Raw genomic sequence first — 17,887 nt, forward strand, 5'->3', positions numbered from 1 at the left:
CCCAGTTCCGTCAGGGTGAACTTTGATGACCGTGCTGTCGATAGAAAGGGCATCCGTGCTGACATGCAGCATCTGCTCCTGCTGCAATCGTGCGAAAATTCGGTCAAGCACACCATTTTTGCTCCAGCGGCTCATGCGGGTGTAGATGCTTTGCCAATTGCCGAAATTGCTTGGAATATTTCTCCATTTACACCAGTTCTCAAGGATATACAGTATTACGTTCAACATCGTGAAATTATCAATTGTGACATTTCCTCTCTGACGTGGGAAGATGTCGCTTATTTTTTCGTATTGCTGTTGAGTGATTTCCATAGAACTATAATGTCATAAAATTAATAGATTAGCAGATAGTGTTAACAGGCCCTATAAAAATGCCCGCCAATATAATAGGAATCTGCACGCTCCTTTTCGCCTTTTTTGCAGCCGCGCTCCTTTGTCTGCCCGCCTGCCGCGAGGATGCGGCGCAGCCGGAGGAATATTTCCCGCCGCATCGCGATCAAGGCGGCTGGCGGACCAAGACCTCGAAGGAATTTGTCGAGTCGCTGGGCTTGGATCACGAGGCTTTGCAGCAGCTCGGCAAAATCAGCCTGTCCATGCACAGCAGCGCGATTCCCGGCTATGACGACCACAATCACGCTTCAGCGGTGGTGATCAAAAACGGCTGGATTGTCGGCGAATGGCATCTGCGGCCTGAATCTAAGAGCTTTCAGCAGTACCTTTCCTCCAACGGCAAAACCTTTGCCTACGCGCTTTTCGGAGTGCTGATGCGGAAAGCCCGCCAAGGCGAAATGCCGGTGAAGGAGTTGAGCGAGAACAGCAGGCTCTACGATCCGCTCTGGCTGAACGACGGCTGGCCGCTCTCCGACCCGCGCAAGGCGGAAATCACCTTTGAGCAGGTGTTTCAGCATACAGCAGGCTTTATGCCGGAAGAGGCGGCGGACAAAACGCCGGTGGAGAAAGGCCGCTACCAGTGGAGCGACTACGAAGACTGGGTGGTTGGGCACGATCCTAACTTTCCTGAAACCGGCAGGCTGTTCTTTGATCCCGGCAAACCGGAGCAGTGGCCGGGCAGCGAGACGTGGGGTCAGCACTTGGGCGCGTACAGCAGCATTGGTTTTGCCCATCTCGGCATCGCCTTCCGCCACATTTCCGGCCACAGCGCGGACAACATCCTCTGGCACTGGCTGCTGGAGCCGATCGGTTTTGACAGCGTGTCCTATCATGCGCCGCCGGGCAAGAGCTATTTGCGCTGGTTCACCGCCGGAGGGCTGCGGATGACCGCCAGAGATTACGCCCGCTTCTGCTGGTTCTTGATGAAAAAAGGTCGCTGGAAGAATGAGCGGCTCGTTGATGCGGAGTGGCTTGAGCGGGTCTGGCGCAGCCCGAACTACCAGAATCTGCGCTCGAACATCGACGGCTGGCTCGGTGAGGAGCTGCCTGCGGACACGCTGCGGATTTACGGCTCAGGCGGCAATTTCGCCTACATCATTCCGTCACAGGAGCTGATCGCCCTGCACTGCGGACGCACCAGCAATGAAGTTGCGGAAAAATTGGAGCAAAAATTCAAAATGCAGCTGCTGCGGACACTGCGGAGAAATACGGCGGAAGAGAACAACTGAGGAAGGATGACGACCAAAAAATGGTCGGGAAGAGAGGATTCGAACCTCCGGCCCCAGCGTCCCGAACGCTGTGCTCTACCAGACTGAGCCACTTCCCGACTTTCATGCCGTCCCGAACGGGACGGCATTTATATACTACGCTCCGCCTTTTTTGGCAAGAGAAAAACTGCTGCTTTTTTTTTCAGGCAGCGTCAGAGCCGTTGACGGCCTCAGCCAGCTTGCTGCCAGCCTTGAACTTGGCGATGGTCTTGGCCGGAATATCAATTGCCGCGCCGGTGCGCGGATTTTTGGTCTGACGGGCAGCCCGGCTCACTACAGAAAAGGTGCCGAATCCGACCAGCGTCACTTTATCACCTTTGGCCAAGGCTTCAGAAATACCAGCCAGCGCGCTGTTCAACGCTTTTTCCGCTGCGGCTCTGCTGATGTCCGCCGCTTCCGCCATTGAGTCAACCAATTCTTTCTTGTTCATCTCTGTTCCTCTCTTCTTTTTTTAACGTGCCTGCTGTCCGCAGCAGACTCAAAACAGCCAGTTCCTCAACAGCAGGCATTTAACAGGATAAAATCCCTCCTGTCAACGCCCATCAAAATCAAGAAATATCTTTTCCGCCCCTGCGCCGCCCAGCTCGCCGCGCAATTTCCGCAGCTCGGCCAGCGCAGACTGCCGCCCGAAGTCCTCTTCCATTAGCTGAATGCAGACTGTTTTGTCATCAAGCAGCCTCGTCCGGCAGCCGAAAAAACCTGCGTCAGCCAGCACTTGCTCCATCGCTGCGACCCGCTCCAGCCGCGCCGCCGTGATGGCCATGCCCGCAGGAATGCGGGTCGCCAAGCAGGAGCCGGAAGGCTGATCCCACGTGTCCAAATTCAGCTCGCGGCTCAGTTCCCGCACCTCCGCCTTGCTCAGGCCGCAGTCAGCCAAGGGCGTTTGCACGCCAAGCTCGGCGACGGCCCGCAGGCCGGGCCTGCCTGCTTCGCCCTGCTGAAGGTCGTCCCAATTTGTGCCGTCGAGCAGCGCATCAACGCCTTCATCCGCCAGCAGCTCTGAAAAGCGGCTGTAAATCCGCCGTTTGCAAAGACAGCAGCGTTGCGGCGGATTGCTGACAAAATCCGGCCACGTCAGCGGTGCAAAATCAAGAATCCGCAGCCGCGCCGGGCAGCCATGCCGCTGCGGCCATGAAGCGGCCCGTTCCTGCTCCACTCCTTTTTGAAGGCAGGAGCGGGCGTGGAGGGCCAGCACGTTCTCCGCGCCCAAGGCATCGACAGCGGCCCGCAGCAGAAGCGAGGAGTCCGCGCCGCCGGAAAAAGCCACGCCGACGCGGCCATATCCCCGTAGCTGCTGGCGGAGCAGCTCCGCCTTGCCGTGGAGCTGCATGGCCTACTGTTACTCCTGCGGCTCCGGCTTGTCAAAGGAAAAATCAGCGGTGGGGAAATAATCGACCGGCTCGCCAAGATGAAACGTGCCCTGCTGGATCCAGTTTTTCAGCGTTTCTGCGATCTTTCTCGCACCTGTGAGCGAAGAAAGCGGCGCAGTCGGCACCTTTTTGCCCGCCACCTCGATTTCTCCGCTTCTGAGCTGGGCATAGCTGACTTTGCCGTAAGTGCGGGCCACGCCGTTGGTGTAGTCATAGCCGTAATCCACCACATGGGTGAAAATTTCCTCATCCGAAATCCCGGTGAACTGCGCCATTTCCTCGTTGAGGATCGGAATCGGCACGCCCAAGCCGACAGCCAGCGAGCAGCCGTAGCCTTGCAGACTGATTCCGCGCAGCCATTCCGGCGACATCTTTTTCAGATCACCCTGCACCATCATCGTGCCAGCGGGCCGAATGGGAACGCCGTTGTCGCCGCGCGGGGCCGCCGGATTGTGCTGCGTGCCTTGGAACGTGACATATCCTACGCCGCCGCCGAGGAAAATGCGGGTGCCGATGCCGATTGTCCGATACAGCGGGTCATTGAGCAGCGGACTGAGCTGCCCTGCGCTGCAATAATTGGCATTGCGGCAGTTGGGCTTGAGCGTGCCCATGTAGGTGTAAACAATGCGGTCGGAGAGATTGACCGCGCAGTTGTAGTTCTGATAGCCGTTGCGCGGATTGCAAAGCAAAGCGTAGGGCAAATCAGCCAAAGTGACTTCCTTGTGCATCTTGGTGTTGGCATAGCAGTCGGTCGGGTAGGCTTTCACCTCCAGCAGCACTTTTTTGCCTGCCACCAAGTCTTCAATCACATGGCCGCCGCCGTAGCGGAATTCGCCCGGATAAATTTGGTTGAGCGGGTCGTTCTCGCTCGGCTCGGTCACGCCGATGTAGGCATCCACCGCCGCCAAGCCCGCGTAGGCAGGCACCTTGTTGACCCAGACCCGCTGGCCTTTGATGGTCGGATTGGTCTGGCCGAAGTTGAAGAACATGCCAGATGAACACATCACCGAGAACGTGCCAGTTGTGACCACATCCACCCGGCGGGCCGCCTCAACCGGGCCTTCCTGTCGGACAATGTCCACCATTTCGTCTGCTGTGACGACCACCGCCTCGCCCGCCTTGATCCGGGCGTTGATTTCCGCATAAGTCTTGTTGACTTGGAACGTCTTGCCCTGCTTCTGCTCGCTCATGTTTTGCTCCCGCGTGTGTTCGCGTCAAAATGATTGTGCCGGTTCAGCCAACCTTGGGTAGATGATCCAAGGCGGCGCGGATGGCCTCGTCGGGATAGTCGTAATCCTCCAGCTCACCGCTGAGATAGCGGTCATAAGCACCCATGTCGAAATGGCCGTGGCCGGAGAGAGTGAAGAGGATGGTTTTGCTCTCGCCAGTTGCTTTGCAGCGCAGAGCCTCGTCAATGGCGGCGCAGGCGGCGTGGCAGGACTCCGGCGCAGGCACGATGCCTTCCGCCTTGGCGAAAAGCACGCCCGCCTTGAAAGTGGCCACCTGCGGCACGGCCAGCGCCTCCAGCACGCCTTCCTTGCAGAGCTGCGACACTAAAGCCGAATCACCGTGATAGCGCAGGCCGCCCGCGTGGATGCCCGGCGGCATGAAATCATGGCCCAAGGTGTACATCAGCATCAGCGGGGTCAGGCCGACCGAATCGCCGTAATCGTAGGCGTAGTGGCCGCGTGTGAGGGTAGGGCAGGAAGTTGGCTCCACCGGCACGAGGCGGATGTTCTTACCTGCGGCCTTATCGGCGACAAAGGGGAACATCATGCCGCCGACATTGGAGCCGCCGCCGCAGGGCGCGAAGATCACGTCCGGATAATCGCCGACCTTCTCCAGCTGCTTCTTAGTCTCCAAGCCGATCACGGTCTGATGCAGGAGCACGTGGTTGAGCACCGAGCCAAGGGCGTAGTTGGTGTCCGCACGGCTGGCTGCCTCCTCCACCGCCTCGGAAATGGCGATGCCGAGCGAGCCGGGATTGTCGGGATCCTGCGCCAAAATCTGCCGCCCGGCATTGGTGAGATTGGTCGGACTGGCCAGCACCTCCGCGCCCCAGGTCTGCATCATCGAGCGGCGGTAGGGCTTCTGCTGATAGCTGATCTTGACCATGTAGACCCGCACTTCTAAGCCGAACATGCTGCCTGCCAAGGCCAAGGAGCAGCCCCACTGCCCGGCTCCGGTTTCAGTGGACAGCCGCTTGATGCCGCAGATTTTGTTGTAATACGCCTGCGGAATGGCGGTGTTCGGCTTGTGCGAGCCAGCCGGGCTGACTCCCTCGTATTTGTAATAAATCTTAGCTGGCGTGCCGAGCATGGCTTCCAAGCGATGAGCGCGGAAAAGCGGGCTGGGCCGCCAGAGCCGATAGACTTCCCGCACCTCATCCGGAATTTTGATCCAGCGTTCGCTGGACATCTCCTGCTCCAGCAGGGGCATGGGGAAGATGGCTGCCATCGCCTCCGGCGGCACCGGCTTGCCGTCCGGCCCCAGATAGGGCGCAGGCGGATTGGGCATGTCCGCGACAACGTTGTACCAATGGGTGGGAATCTCAGACTCGTCCAGCAGGATTTTGGTGACGCTCATGGCTCCTCGCGCGCTGTTTTTATAAATGAGGGGAATGATCGCCCATCATACAGCAGTCGGCGGCGGCAGGCAACCGTCGGCAGCCGGTTCATGCAGCGTCAGCACCGCCGCCGGATCTCGCTCGGCAATCTGCTGGGCGGCTTTCGCTGGCACGACCTCAACGCCGTCTTTGCTTCTGACTATCGCCAGCAAGCCGCGACTGAGCCGCTCGGCCATCTCCTCAGCGACGAAGATCCGGTCGATCTTCTTTTCCTCAACGACAAAATAATACGGCCCGCCGCGTCCGTCCCGCTTCAGGCGGTTCGTCTCAATGAGCTGCCTGACCTGCGCGTGCAGCTCGCGCTGTCTTTTCTCCTCAGCCAGCTGCCGGTTCAGCTCGCGGCTCCGCTCCGCCGCCGCTGCCTGTTCAGCAAGGCTGACCGCAGGCTTGACCGGCTCCTTCTGCTTCCGGTTCTGATACTGCTCCTGCTTGACTTTGCCGACCTGTTTCTTGCTGACCAGACCAGCCTTGAGGAGCTGCGCCTGCAATGGGTTGCTGCCCATGATTGTTTCCCTTTTCTCGGTTATTGAGCGGCTGACGCGGGCAGCGCGGTGACATAGGCCGCGCTCTCGGCCCGGCTGGCCTGCTTCCCCATCACCGCCGCCATTGTGCCGCCAGAGAGCGCAAGAGAATGGATGACCGGCATTCCCTCGGCGGCGGGCAGCTTGGCCTGCTCCTGCCAGCTGCCGCCCTTGTTGGCGAAAAGATAGACCGAGCCGGGCTTGGCCGCATCCTTGCGCTCTGTGGCGGCGATCACTGCGGTCTTGCCGTCCACAGCGACCAGCGCGCCGAAGGCTGGATCAGCCGGGGCATCTTTGGCCGTCAGCAGGGTCTGCAAAGTCCACAGCCCGCCTGCCCTTTTGAACACCGAGACCGAGCCGGGAGCGGCGGCAGGAAGCGCCTTCTTGGCCGGGTCGGCGCTGCCTGTCTGCGAGCCAATCAGGGCGGTGTCACCCTGCAAGGCCGCTGACCGGCCTGCCGCCTTGGCCTGCTCTGCCCATTTGCCGCCGGAGCGGAAGAAGACGTGCGCAAGATTGAGCGCAGGCCGGGCAACCAGCGCTGTGTCGCCGTCCGCTGTCACCTCTGCGCCGAAGGTGCCGGAGTCGGGAATGCCGTCCGCCGCTGTCAGCTTGGCCTGCTGCCGCCATCTGTCACCTGAGCGGACAAAAATATACGCCGCCCCCTGCCCGGCATGGGCTGGATCCAGCGGCGCCTTGGCGCTGTCCGCCCGGTAGGCGCCGATCACCGCCGTGTCCTTGCTGACCGCGACCGAAATGCCGAAATTGTCATCCGGCCTGCTGTCTTCCGCCAGAAGGCGGGCCTGCTGCTGCCATTTGCCGCCGGAACGGACAAAAACGTAGACCGCGCCGTGGTTGCCGTCGCTGCCCGCGCCGATCAAGATGGTGTCGCCGCTGACCGCCACCGCCCCGCCAAAGATCGAATATTCCGTCGCCTCCGCCGCTGCGAGGCGGGCCTGCTGCGTCCACGTCGTTCCTGTGCGGACAAAAACATAGGCCGCGCCTTTCATCTTGTCCTCGCCGGGCGCGCCGACCACGGCAGTGCCGCCGTCCACGGCCAAGGAAACCCCGTCCTCCGAGGCCATGAGCTGCTGCCATTGGACTGTGGAAGCGACAGCAGGCTGCTGCGGCGCGGTCATCGTCAAAGCGGCGGCGAGCAGGAGCCAGCAGGCCGAGCGTCGTGTCATGTTCATCTGTTTGTCCTCCTTGTTGTGTCAGGCGGCGAGTGCTTGGGTTAAATCTTCAAGTATGTCGTGGATGTTCTCAATGCCGACCGAGAGACGGATCATGGATTCGCTCAGTCCGGCGGCATTGAGCTGCTCGGCGGAAAGCTGCGAATGCGTGGTGCTGGCCGGGTGAATGGCCAGCGACTTCGCGTCGCCGACGTTGGCTAAGAGCGAGAAAAGCCGCAGGCTGTCAATGAACCGCTGGCCTGCTTCCCTGCCGCCCTTGATGCCGAAAGCGACCATGCCGCCGAAGCCGTTCTTCAGGTATTGGCGGGCAGCGCTGTTCTCCTCGCCTGGCAGGCCGGGATAGCGCACCCAGTCCACCTTGGCGTGCTGCTGCAAGAACTCCGCCACAGACTGGGCATTGGCGCAGTGCCGCTCCATGCGCAGGGAGAGCGTCTCGATGCCTTGCAGGAAGAAGGCGCAGTTGTCCGGGCTGATGCAGGCGCCGAGGTTGCGCAGCGGCACCAGGCGCATCCGCAGGGCAAAGGCGACAGGGTTAAGTGAGCCGAGATCGTGGGCGAAACGCAGGCCGTGGTAGCCCCTGTCCGGCTGATTGTAGAGCGCGAATTTTGGATCAGTCCAATCGAATCTGCCGCTGTCCACGACGATGCCGCCGATGGCGATGCCGTGGCCGCCCATCCATTTGGTCAGCGAATGCACGACAATGTCCGCGCCGTGCTCCAAGGGCCGGAGCAGACAGGGCGGCGTGAAGGTGGAGTCGACAATCAGGGGCAGATGGTGCTTGCGGGCTATTGCGGCCACGGCCTCCAAATCGGTCATCTCCAAGCCGGGATTGCCGATGGTCTCGCAGAAGATGGCCTTGGTTTTTTCATTCACCGCCCGGTCGAAGTTGGCCGGATCTTTCGGATCAACCATGCGCACAGTGATGCCGAGCTGCGGCAGGATCGCGTCAAACTGGGTGTAGGTGCCGCCATAGAGGTTGTTCGCCGCCACCACTTCATCGCCCGCCGAGCAGATGTTGATGATTGCGTAGAAGATCGCCGAGGTGCCGGAAGCTAAGGCAAGAGCCGTCGCGCCGCCTTCCAAAGCCGCCACGCGCTTTTCCAGCACGTCTTGCGTCGGGTTCATCAGCCGGGTGTAGATGTTGCCCAGCTCCTTCAGGCTGAAGAGGTCGGCGGCGTGCTGGCTGTTCTTGAAGAGATACGAGCTGGTGCGGTAGACCGGCACGGCTCTGGACAGCGTGTCCTGATCAACAACGTGCCCGGCGTGCAGGGCGAGAGTCTCGAAGCGGCGCTGGCTCATAGGGGCCTCCTTGTGCGCTTGGGTGAGGAAAACAGATTCCTTCTTTGTAACGGATGACCGGGCTGAAGGCAAGCGGCGCAGAGAGATTTTCGGAAGACAGTTAAATGCCGCCTCATTTTTTGAGACAGGTTCACAGTGCTATTGGCAAGACCGCGCCTACTCCTCCCACTCGCGCTCGTCTCTCGCCAGCAGCGCCACGGAGGCCACAGGCCCCCAGCTGCCCGCTGGATAGGGTTTGGGCAGCTCGTTGGTCTTGGCCCAGGCATCCTGTATGGAGTCGATCCACAGCCACGAGCTTTCCACCTCGTCGCGGTGGATGAAGAGGGCCTGATTGCCCTGCATGACCTCCAGAATCAGCCGCTCGTAGGCCCCGGCGATGCGCTCCTTGCTGAAGGCTTCGGAGAAGCTGAGGTCGAGCATGGTGCGCTGGAGGCTGATGCCGTCGCTCAGGCCAGGCACCTTGTTGAGCATCTCAATCTCAACGCCCTCGTCCGGCTGGAGGCGGATGATCAGCTTGTTGGCTGGCAGGCTGCGGTATGAGCCGGAGAAGATGTTGTGCGGCAGCGGCTTGTAGTTGATCACCACTTCTGAGCGCTTGCAGGCCATCGCCTTGCCGGTGCGCAGGTAGAAAGGCACTCCGGCCCAGCGCCAGTTGTCTATGTCCACCCGGATGGCCACGAAGGTCTCTGTGGTTGAGCCAGGATTGCCGCCCTTGGCCTCCAAATAGCCGGGCACTGCGCTGCCCTTGATGAAGCCCGGCCCGTACTGGCCGCGCACCACCCGCTTCTCGATGTTCTTGGCCGTGATCGGGCGCAGCGCTTTCAGCACCTTCAGCTTTTCGTTGCGCAGGCTGTCGTCGTGCAGGTTGACCGGCGGCTCCATGGCCACGAGGGTCAGGATCTGCATCAGGTGGTTCTGCACCATGTCGCGTAGCTGCCCGGCCTGGTCGAAGTAGCCCCAGCGGCTGCCCACGCCTACCTCTTCGGCCACGGTGATCTGCACGTGGTCAATGGTGTTGTGATCCCAGTTGGTGGTGAAGATGGAGTTGGCAAAGCGCAGGGCGAGCAGGTTCATCACCGTCTCCTTGCCCAAGTAGTGGTCAATGCGGTAGACCTGCCGCTCGTAGAAGACCGAGGCCACAAGGTCGTTGATTTCAATGGACGAGGCCAAGTTGCGGCCGATGGGCTTTTCCAGCACCACTCTGGTGTTCGGCGTGACCAAGCCCGCGTGCTGAAGTCCCTTGCAGATCGGGCCGAAGAGCGTGGGCGAGACAGAGAAGTAGCTGACCAGCACCCTCTCCTGCGGATCCGCCATCGCAGCCAGACGGCGGTACTCCTCCGGCACGTCAAGGTTGATCAGAACATAGCGCATCCGGGCCAGCAGGCGCTCCGTGATCTCGCTGCTCAGCTCCTCGCGGACAAAGACCTTCAGCTTGCCCAGCGCTTCCTCCAAGAAAGCCTCCTGACTCAGCTCGTGCCGGGCCGCGCCGATGATCTTGGTCTCCGGGTGGAGCAGGCCCGCCTTTTCCAGCTGGTAGAGCGAAGGCAGCAGGTTGCGCTGGGACAAGTCGCCCAGCACGCCGAATATGACGAAGTCGCAGGGCTTTTTGTCCGTGTTGAGGTCAGGCGCGCAGGGTGTTTTGACGGAGATCATGCTTGGTTTGCAAAGGTCTGAGGGAATGGTCGGCAAGGACAAGGCTGTTCAGGCATCCTGTGTGAATCACAATGCAATGCGCTTCGGAAAAGCATGGACAATGTTTGAATGCGCAATTTCTCCTGCGGCAACAAAGAACTGCATCGTTCCATCTTGATCGCAAATTCAGACTTCTTCCGCGCCATGCCGGAAATACAGCATTCTTTTTTCCAGCATCTCTTCCGCCGTGTTTGCTGGGGACAGCACTTCCACGCAGATTTCCGGGGCAACGGAGCTTTCCGCCTGATGTGTTTGATCTGCCGCCACAGGGCATCAGAACACCAGACCACATCAGCAACTTTGGTGCCTTTTTCTGTGGCAATGGCGAATTTAGGGAAGGCTTGATGTTTCTGAATATCAGTCGGTTGCAGAGGTTATGCACTTATTATACGAATTCAGCACGCCCGCACAATAGGGCGAAAAACGCATTTTGCTGGGCGTTCATTCGGGCGGGGGATAAACGAGGAAGGGCGGACAGTTTTGCTGCGTCCAAGAAAGCTGATCGGACAGGATGACTGCCCGCCTTTGATTGAAAGCACCCTTCGGCTTCGCTCAGGGTGCTTTCTTTGAAAATTCTACAGGCCCTCGGTGCGGTAGTTAGGAGCCTCGCGGGTGATGATCACGTCGTGGACGTGCGACTCACGCAGACCAGCGGGCGAGATGCGGACAAACTTGGCCCGGCGGTGCAATTCCGGGATCGAGGCCGCGCCGCAGTAGCCCATGCCTGAACGCAAGCCGCCAAGGAGCTGATAAATCATTTCAGCAATCGGGCCGCGATACGGCACCCGGCCCTCAATGCCTTCCGGCACTAATTTGGACGGCTCGCTGCTTTTCTTCTGAAAATAGCGGTCGCTGGAACCCTGCTGCATCGCGCCGAGCGAACCCATGCCCCGGTAGCCCTTGTATTTGCGGCCCTGATACAGAAAGGTCTCGCCCGGCGTTTCGTCGGTGCCCGCGAAGAGCGAGCCGATCATCACGCTGCTCGCGCCGATGCCGAGTGCCTTGCAGACATCGCCGGAAAATTTGATGCCGCCGTCGGCGATGATCGGGATGTGCTTCTCTTTCGCCGCCCTGACCGCGTTCTGCAAGGCGGTGAGCTGCGGCACGCCGACACCGGCGACAATACGGGTTGTGCAAATAGATCCAGGCCCCACGCCGACCTTCACCGCGTTGGCTCCGGCCTCGATCAGGGCGGCGGTGCCTTCAGCGGTGGCCACGTTGCCTGCAATCACCGGCACATCCGGCCAGGAGGCCCGCACCTCGCGCACTGCTTGGAGAATGCCCGCCGAATGGCCGTGGGCGGAGTCCAAAACAAGGACATCAACGCCTGCCTGCACCAGCGCCTCGGTGCGGTCGGGCAGCTCCGGCCCCACGCCGATGGCCGCGCCGACCAGCAGCCTGCCGCTGCTGTCCTTGGCCGCGTTTGGGTATTGCTTGACCTTTTCGATGTCCTTGATGGTGATCAAGCCTTTGAGATTTTCATGCTCGTCCACCACCAGCAGCTTCTCAATCCGATGCTCGTGCAGCAGGGCCTTGCACTGCTCCAAACCGATGCCCTCGCGCACCGTGACGAGATTCTTGCTGGTCATCACATCCTTCACGCGCAGCTCGCCGCTGGAGACAAAGCGCAGGTCGCGGTTGGTGACGATGCCGACCAGCCTGCCTCCGCGCAGCACCGGCAGGCCGGAGATCCGCCACGAGGCCATGATCTCCTCGACCTCAGCCACAGTCTGCTCTTCCGTCACCGTGACCGGATCAACAATCATGCCAGACTCCGACTTCTTCACCCGGCGCACCTCTCTGGCCTGATCCTCAACCGACATGTTCTTGTGGATGATGCCGATGCCGCCCGCTCTGGCCATCGCAATCGCGGTGCGGTGCTCAGTCACGCTGTCCATCGCGGCGGAGACTAACGGCGCGTTGAGGTAGATCGAGTCGGTCAGCCGGGTGGCGAGGCAGACCTCGGACGGCAGGACTTCCGAAGCCGACGGGACGAGCAGGACATCATCAAAGGTGTAGGCCGGGGGTATGTCCTGGTCGAACATGGGATGCTCCTTGTTGATGGATCTTTTTTTGCTGGACAGAACAAAGTTGGTCAGCATAGCCTGAAGGATGCGCCTCATTATAGCGCAGCTGGCGGATAAAAGCAAACATCCGCTTGAAAAAATAATATTTCCCTGTCCTTAGAGCGAGTTCCGCCGGACAGGCTCGGCCTTGACCTCAAAAAGCTTCGGCCAGAGCTTGCCGGTGAGGAAAATCCTGCCGCTGTCCGGGTCGCGCATGATGCCGTTCAGCACAGCATTGCTGTCGTCCTGCCGCATCCGGGCGCAGAGTTCCGCCGCGTCAAGCCAGGCCGCCACCGCGCCGCTGTCCGGGCGGATCAGGGCGATCCGGCATTCCTGCCAGATATTGGCGTAAATCAGGCCGTCTATATATTCCAGCTCATTGAGGCGGTCAATGTCCTGGCCTTGGTCGCGCACAGTGAGCCGCCGCCGCTCGCTCAGGTCGTCCGGGCTGAGAAAATACAGCGTCGCCGAGCCGTCGCTGATGATCAGGCTGCCGCCGTCATGAGTGATGCCCCAGCCCTCGCGCGGCCACGGCCAAGCCCGGCGCAGGGCGAAGCTGTCTTGGTCGTATTGAAAAATGACTCCGTTCCGCCACGTGAGCTGATAGACGCTGCCGCCGAATACCGTCACGCCTTCGGCGAAAAACTGCGGCCCGTAATCGAGCTGCCGCAGCGTCTTGCCAGTGGCCAGCTCGACCTGCCGGAGCGAGGAGCGTCCGTTCAGGCCGGTGCCCTCATAGACTTTGCCTTGATCCCAGACCAGCCCTTGCGTGAAGGCGTTCGGATCGTGCGGATATTCTTGCACGGCAACAGCGGCGAGCTGCTCCGGCGGCGAGCTGCGGCTGAAGGGCGGCAGAAGCAGAACTGCAACTGAGGCCAAGAGAAAGGGCAGGATACGATGCGGCATGACAGGCGGCGTTGTTGGCGGATATCTGCGCAGTGAGCTGTTGTTTTTCCCTTATAACGAATTCTCTCCGGCGGCGCATCCTCTTTCGCGGCGGCAGACAAGAATTTCCCCTGCCGGACCTTTCTTCTTTGCAATCTCCGCCGCAGCATGGCAATATCTGCGCAGTCTGTCATCAACGGTGCGGCATCCCCGCCGCGCCGTTCAACCCGCTTGCCGAGCTGACTGCATGAAAACACCAGATGCCGGATGTGACGTGGCCCGCCACGCTTACACCCAAGCCCGGATTGACCACTGGAACCGAGTCGCGGCAGAGTCACTGCGTCGGCCCGATCTGTCACGGAACTACCGCCGCCGTCTGCGGCAGGTCTGCCAATTTCTCGTCCCTGCTGGAAAGCGGGTGCTGGAGCTGGGCTGCGGCAAAGGCGAGCTGCTGGCCGCTCTTGCCCCGCAGCAGGGGATCGGAGTGGATTTCTCCCCGGCCATGCTGGAGCAGGCGCGACAGCTGCATCCGCGCTGCGTCTTTGTCGAGCGGGACGTGCACGAGCTGCTGTCCGGCCCGCTGCCGCCGGAGCTGCTGGAGCCGCCGGATGTGATCCTGCTCTCGGACTTGGTCAACGACCTCTGGGATGTGCAGGAAACCCTCAGCAGCATTCGCCGCTTCTGCTCGCCAGACACCCGCATCATCTGCAACTTCCACAGTCATCTCTGGGAAGCCCCTGCGCAATGGGCGCAGGAGCTGGGAGCCATGACTCCGCGTCTGGAGCAGAACTGGCTCACGACCGACGACATGGCCAACCTCCTCCATCTGGCAGGCTTTGAGATCATCCGCCGCTTTGACGACTTCCTCTGGCCGTGGCAGACACCGCTGATCGAGCCGCTCTGCAACCGCTGGCTGGCCAAGCTGCCGCCGTTCCGCTGGCTGACGCTGACGCACTTCATGGTCTGCCGCCTTGAGCCGCAGCGGAAGCCGGACTGCGTGGTGTCCGTAGTCATCCCGGCCCGCAACGAGGCAGGCAATATTGAGGCTGCTGTTCAGCGGGTGCCGGAGATGGGCGCAGGCACGGAGCTGATTTTTGTCGAGGGTGGCTCAACAGACACAACTTGGGCCGCTGTGCAGCAGGCGGTCAGTCAGCACCCGGAACGCAAGATCAAGGCGTTCCAGCAGACCGGCAAAGGCAAGGGCGACGCAGTGCGTCTGGGCTTCAATGAGGCGGAAGGCGAGGTGCTGATGATCCTCGACGCAGACCTGACCGTGCCGCCGGAATCCCTGCCTCAGTTCTACGAGGCCCTGATGTCCGGCAAGGCGGAGTTCGTCAACGGCGTGCGGCTGGTCTACCCGCAGGAGAAAGAGGCTATGCGCTTCTTCAATCTGCTGGGCAACAAATTCTTCAGCTGGGCCTTCTCCTGGCTGCTCGATCGGAGCGTCAAGGACACGCTCTGCGGCACCAAGGTGCTCAGCCGGAGCCGTTATCAGCAGCTGGCGGCGAACAGAAGCTACTTCGGCGACTTTGATCCCTTCGGCGACTTTGACCTGCTCTTCGGCGCGGCCAAGATGAACCTGCGCATTGTTGATCTGCCGGTGCGCTACCGGGAGCGCACCTACGGCGACACCAACATCCAGCGCTGGCGGCATGGGGCTATCCTGCTGCGGATGGTGCTTTTCGCGGCCAGCCGTCTGAAGTTCATCTGAGATGGCGGCCTGGCTGAACAGCCTGCTCCAGCACCCGCTGACCAAGGGGCTGGCCGTGGATGACCCGGAAACCACGCGGCGGCGGCGGGCGATCCTCCGCAGCAAGCCCTTTCTCCGCTGTCTGTATCGGGAGTGGTATCAATTGATTGCCCAAGCCCTGCCTCATGGAGAGGGTTTGGTGGTGGAACTTGGCTCTGGTGCAGGTTTCATGAAAGACTGCATCCCTGAAGTGCTCACCACAGAAGTGCAAGAGGGATTGGAAGGCATAGATATTGTTCTGACTCAAGGTGGCCCGCTGCCCTTTCCTGATGCCTCTGTGAAGGCTTTGGTGATGACTGATGTTTTGCACCATATCAACGAACCCCGGCGTTTTTTCGCTGAAGCCACACGGGTTGTCCGGCCCAATGGCGGGGTATTGCTCATGATTGAACCTTGGGTAACGCCTTGGTCCCGCTTTATCTATACACACTTGCATTCAGAACCTTTTCAGCCGGAATCACCAAACTGGGAATTCCCTGGTCAAGGCCCGCTTTCCGGGGCCAACGGGGCTTTGCCGTGGATACTCTTTCAGCGGGACCGGCCCCAGTTTGAACAGGAATTTCCCCAATGGACCATCACGCACGTTCAACCTCTCATGCCCTTGGCATATCTCCTTTCCGGCGGACTTTCCCTCCGTTCCTTTGCCCCGGCCTGGCTCTACGGCCTCTGCCGTTGGCTTGAGCAAGCATCTCCGCAATTGGAAAGAAAAAATGCCATGTTTGCTTTTGTTATACTGACCCATGAGCCGTAATTTTTTATATGCTGGAAATTGCATTTTACCGACTTGATCTGTTGATGATTTTGCTGATTGCAGTCGGTTTGTTTGCGTGCTTGCATCGAGTGCCTGTCCGTTATTCCTCTTGGCTGATCACCTTGGCAGTCTTGGCAGTTAACATAGCCATACTTTTGGAAACATGGCATTCCGGGGTGTCTGACCATTCTTTGATTGCCGGCCTGCTTCCTTTCAGTGATTCTGCTGGTTATGTCGATGGAAGCTTTAAACTTCTCTTTGATGGCAGACTTTCTCCATGGGCCTCACGCCGTCCGATAACAGCGCTTCTCGAAGGGTTTATTCTGTTGGTGTTTTCTGCAAACTACCCTGCAATGCTGATCACTCTTGTTGTCTTGGCATCCCTGTCGATTGCTTTCGTGATCAACGAAACAAGCCTGACTTATGGACGGACTGCCGGGATGGTAATGTTTTTCGGGCTGCTTGTTTTTTATCGACGATTTATTGGCTCTGCATTAAGTGAACATATTGGTATATTGTATGGATGCCTTGCATTTGCAATGCTGCTGCGGTCGCTCCGCTCCCAGAATCCTCTGAAATATCTTCTCAGTCTTTTATTATTTTCAGTTTCATTGAATGCAAGAGCTGGAGCATATTTTATTCTGCCAGCATTTGTTTTAATATTCCCGATCGTTTTTCGCAAGTCAGCTGGAATATGGCGGAAAAAAATATTTTATGCTGTACTTTCTGTATCGATAGCGTTTTTTCTGAACATGGCAATAGTGCATACATTGGGACACAAGGGAAGTTCTATGGGAAATTTTTCTTATACTCTATACGGCCTTGTGCATGACGGAGACTGGAGGCAGGTGCTTTCAGATCATCCAGATATAAAGAAAATTAACGATGAGGAACTCTATAAAAAGATATATGAACTCTCATTCATGAAAATTAAAGAACAGCCTTCATCGTTAATTTATGGCAGCATTCGTGCTTACAAAGATTTATTTTTTTCATTGCGAGGCATATATTCTTATGTTTTGTTTTCGGCGATTGAGCGACATGTGTTATATCGAGAAGACAGGGCCGATGATAAAAAAAATTCCATTCTTCAGCGAATTATCAATCAGCCTTTTTTGTATTTCCAGACAAGCTTTGCGGCAGGCATCTTTATTCTTCTTAATATCCTTACTATTGCTGGCATTTACTTCTTGCTCGTTAAAAAAGACAACGTCTCTCTCTGTATTATTACTGGCAATCTTGGAATTTTAGCATCAGTACCGTTTGCCCCGCCATGGGATGCCGATTGGATGCGAGCATACGCCTCGACCATACCTGTCACACTGATACTTCCTGCGATAGGATTGCAGGCAATAGTCAGTATTCTTTTGAATTCAAAAAAATCTTATGAAATACAGCATATGGAATACGTTTCAACAGCGCGTTCAAGCGGACTGGTTTTACATAGCTCTTTTATGCTGTTTGCTGTAATCGCTGCGTTTTTCGTGTTTAGCATACCTGTCAATATCGGAAAACATTTAGCAGATTCATCGCCTGCTGTTGCTGAAAGCATAAAGATAATCCCTAATTCTGAGGTGCATTCGGTGGAGGAAGGCAAAGGATCAATTTTGAAAAAAAGCGTCAGCATTGACCTTGCTGTCAGGAACATGAAAGTTTTTCTATATGGATACCCTGCGCGCGGTAATTTTTTGAAATCTATACTGTCGCACGGAACGACACTGTTTCTTGGGTATGACACACGTGCAAGGCAAATGATATATATGATCTGCAACACCTCTGACTGGAATCGCATCCAAAGAAACGAGTCAAAATGGAAAGTTGCAATTCCAGAAGGAGACAAAACCAACCGTTGGCGAATTGTTCTTTCCGATTTGCCAGATAATCAGCACTTGTAAAAATAACTGTCAGCAAAAATCATTTTTTTTTTCCGGGACAGATATAGGAGTTACGCAGTTGCATAAAGATTGATAGGCTCAAGCGTATAAATCGGTTTCGTCAAATACGCCCGAACAGCGTCACGGATGATGGCAGTCTTTGCCTCGAACCAAGAAATTCCTTTGACAAAACAATGATATTCAA

The 17,887-nt window shown here is 58.2% G+C and carries 16 protein-coding genes and 1 tRNA gene; 5 read left to right on the plus strand and 12 right to left on the minus strand.

What is annotated here, in order from left to right; all coding sequences use genetic code 11:
• Positions 1 to 312, minus strand: a 312-nt coding sequence (locus ACNKH3_RS02450; RefSeq protein WP_420208111.1) for a transposase, incomplete at its 3' end; no start/stop codon positions are given.
• A gap of 59 nt (positions 313 to 371) precedes the next feature.
• On the opposite strand from ACNKH3_RS02450, the gene ACNKH3_RS02455 reads away from it, so the two are divergent.
• On the plus strand, positions 372 to 1,619 hold the full coding sequence (locus ACNKH3_RS02455; protein ID WP_420208112.1) for a serine hydrolase domain-containing protein: 1,248 nt from the start codon (positions 372 to 374) through the stop codon (positions 1,617 to 1,619).
• Between the two features lie 21 nt (positions 1,620 to 1,640).
• On the opposite strand, the gene ACNKH3_RS02460 is transcribed toward ACNKH3_RS02455, so the two are convergent.
• From ACNKH3_RS02460 to zwf, 9 genes are all read right to left on the minus strand, one after another.
• A tRNA-Pro gene (locus ACNKH3_RS02460) sits at positions 1,641 to 1,717 on the minus strand.
• 83 nt (positions 1,718 to 1,800) lie between these two features.
• Positions 1,801 to 2,088 carry an HU family DNA-binding protein gene (locus ACNKH3_RS02465; protein ID WP_420208113.1) on the minus strand — a complete coding sequence of 96 codons (288 nt, stop codon included), beginning with the start codon at positions 2,086 to 2,088 and terminating at the stop codon, positions 1,801 to 1,803.
• Positions 2,089 to 2,190: 102 nt separating this feature from the next.
• Complete coding sequence (locus ACNKH3_RS02470) at positions 2,191 to 2,988, minus strand: TIGR00268 family protein (RefSeq protein ID WP_420208114.1); 798 nt, start codon at positions 2,986 to 2,988, stop codon at positions 2,191 to 2,193.
• A 9-nt stretch (positions 2,989 to 2,997) separates the two neighbouring features.
• A complete protein-coding gene (locus tag ACNKH3_RS02475) occupies positions 2,998 to 4,218 on the minus strand; it encodes a homocysteine biosynthesis protein (protein ID WP_417916598.1) in 1,221 nt (406 codons plus the stop codon).
• A 43-nt stretch (positions 4,219 to 4,261) separates the two neighbouring features.
• The gene (locus ACNKH3_RS02480; RefSeq protein WP_417916599.1) at positions 4,262 to 5,614 is read right to left on the minus strand and encodes a TrpB-like pyridoxal phosphate-dependent enzyme; all 1,353 of its coding nucleotides are present in this window, start codon (positions 5,612 to 5,614) and stop codon (positions 4,262 to 4,264) included.
• Between the two features lie 45 nt (positions 5,615 to 5,659).
• Entirely contained in the window at positions 5,660 to 6,157 is a 498-nt protein-coding gene (locus ACNKH3_RS02485) for a DUF2058 domain-containing protein (protein ID WP_417916600.1), read from the minus strand.
• A 20-nt stretch (positions 6,158 to 6,177) separates the two neighbouring features.
• Positions 6,178 to 7,365, minus strand: a complete 1,188-nt coding sequence (locus ACNKH3_RS02490; protein WP_417916601.1) for a hypothetical protein — start codon at positions 7,363 to 7,365, stop codon at positions 6,178 to 6,180.
• A gap of 21 nt (positions 7,366 to 7,386) precedes the next feature.
• A complete protein-coding gene (locus ACNKH3_RS02495; protein ID WP_417916602.1) occupies positions 7,387 to 8,664 on the minus strand; it encodes an O-acetylhomoserine aminocarboxypropyltransferase/cysteine synthase family protein in 1,278 nt (425 codons plus the stop codon).
• Positions 8,665 to 8,820: 156 nt separating this feature from the next.
• Entirely contained in the window at positions 8,821 to 10,317 is a 1,497-nt protein-coding gene (gene zwf, locus ACNKH3_RS02500) for a glucose-6-phosphate dehydrogenase (RefSeq protein ID WP_420208115.1), read from the minus strand.
• Positions 10,318 to 10,425: 108 nt separating this feature from the next.
• Here zwf and ACNKH3_RS02505 point away from each other — a divergent pair, with 108 nt between their 5' ends.
• Positions 10,426 to 10,701: a hypothetical protein gene (locus ACNKH3_RS02505; RefSeq protein ID WP_420208116.1), complete on the plus strand. Its 276-nt coding sequence runs from the start codon at positions 10,426 to 10,428 to the stop codon at positions 10,699 to 10,701.
• Positions 10,702 to 10,931: 230 nt separating this feature from the next.
• Here the strand turns inward: ACNKH3_RS02505 and guaB are convergent, their stop codons facing one another.
• Both guaB and ACNKH3_RS02515 read right to left on the minus strand, forming a co-directional pair.
• On the minus strand, positions 10,932 to 12,401 hold the full coding sequence (gene guaB / locus ACNKH3_RS02510; protein WP_420208121.1) for an IMP dehydrogenase: 1,470 nt from the start codon (positions 12,399 to 12,401) through the stop codon (positions 10,932 to 10,934).
• A gap of 138 nt (positions 12,402 to 12,539) precedes the next feature.
• Positions 12,540 to 13,328, minus strand: coding sequence for a glutaminyl-peptide cyclotransferase (locus tag ACNKH3_RS02515; protein ID WP_420208117.1), 789 nt, complete (start codon positions 13,326 to 13,328; stop codon positions 12,540 to 12,542).
• Positions 13,329 to 13,554: 226 nt separating this feature from the next.
• Here ACNKH3_RS02515 and ACNKH3_RS02520 point away from each other — a divergent pair, with 226 nt between their 5' ends.
• The 3 genes from ACNKH3_RS02520 to ACNKH3_RS02530 are packed head-to-tail and all read left to right on the plus strand — an operon-like array spanning position 13,555 to position 17,703.
• Complete coding sequence (locus ACNKH3_RS02520) at positions 13,555 to 15,018, plus strand: glycosyltransferase (RefSeq protein WP_420208118.1); 1,464 nt, start codon at positions 13,555 to 13,557, stop codon at positions 15,016 to 15,018.
• A gap of 1 nt (position 15,019) precedes the next feature.
• Entirely contained in the window at positions 15,020 to 15,808 is a 789-nt protein-coding gene (locus ACNKH3_RS02525) for a class I SAM-dependent methyltransferase (RefSeq protein WP_420208119.1), read from the plus strand.
• A gap of 8 nt (positions 15,809 to 15,816) precedes the next feature.
• Complete coding sequence (locus ACNKH3_RS02530) at positions 15,817 to 17,703, plus strand: hypothetical protein (RefSeq protein WP_420208120.1); 1,887 nt, start codon at positions 15,817 to 15,819, stop codon at positions 17,701 to 17,703.
• Positions 17,704 to 17,887: the final 184 nt, after the last annotated feature.

The sequence above is a fragment of the Candidatus Electronema sp. JC genome (assembly GCF_048287365.2).
Lineage (GTDB): Bacteria > Desulfobacterota > Desulfobulbia > Desulfobulbales > Desulfobulbaceae > Electronema.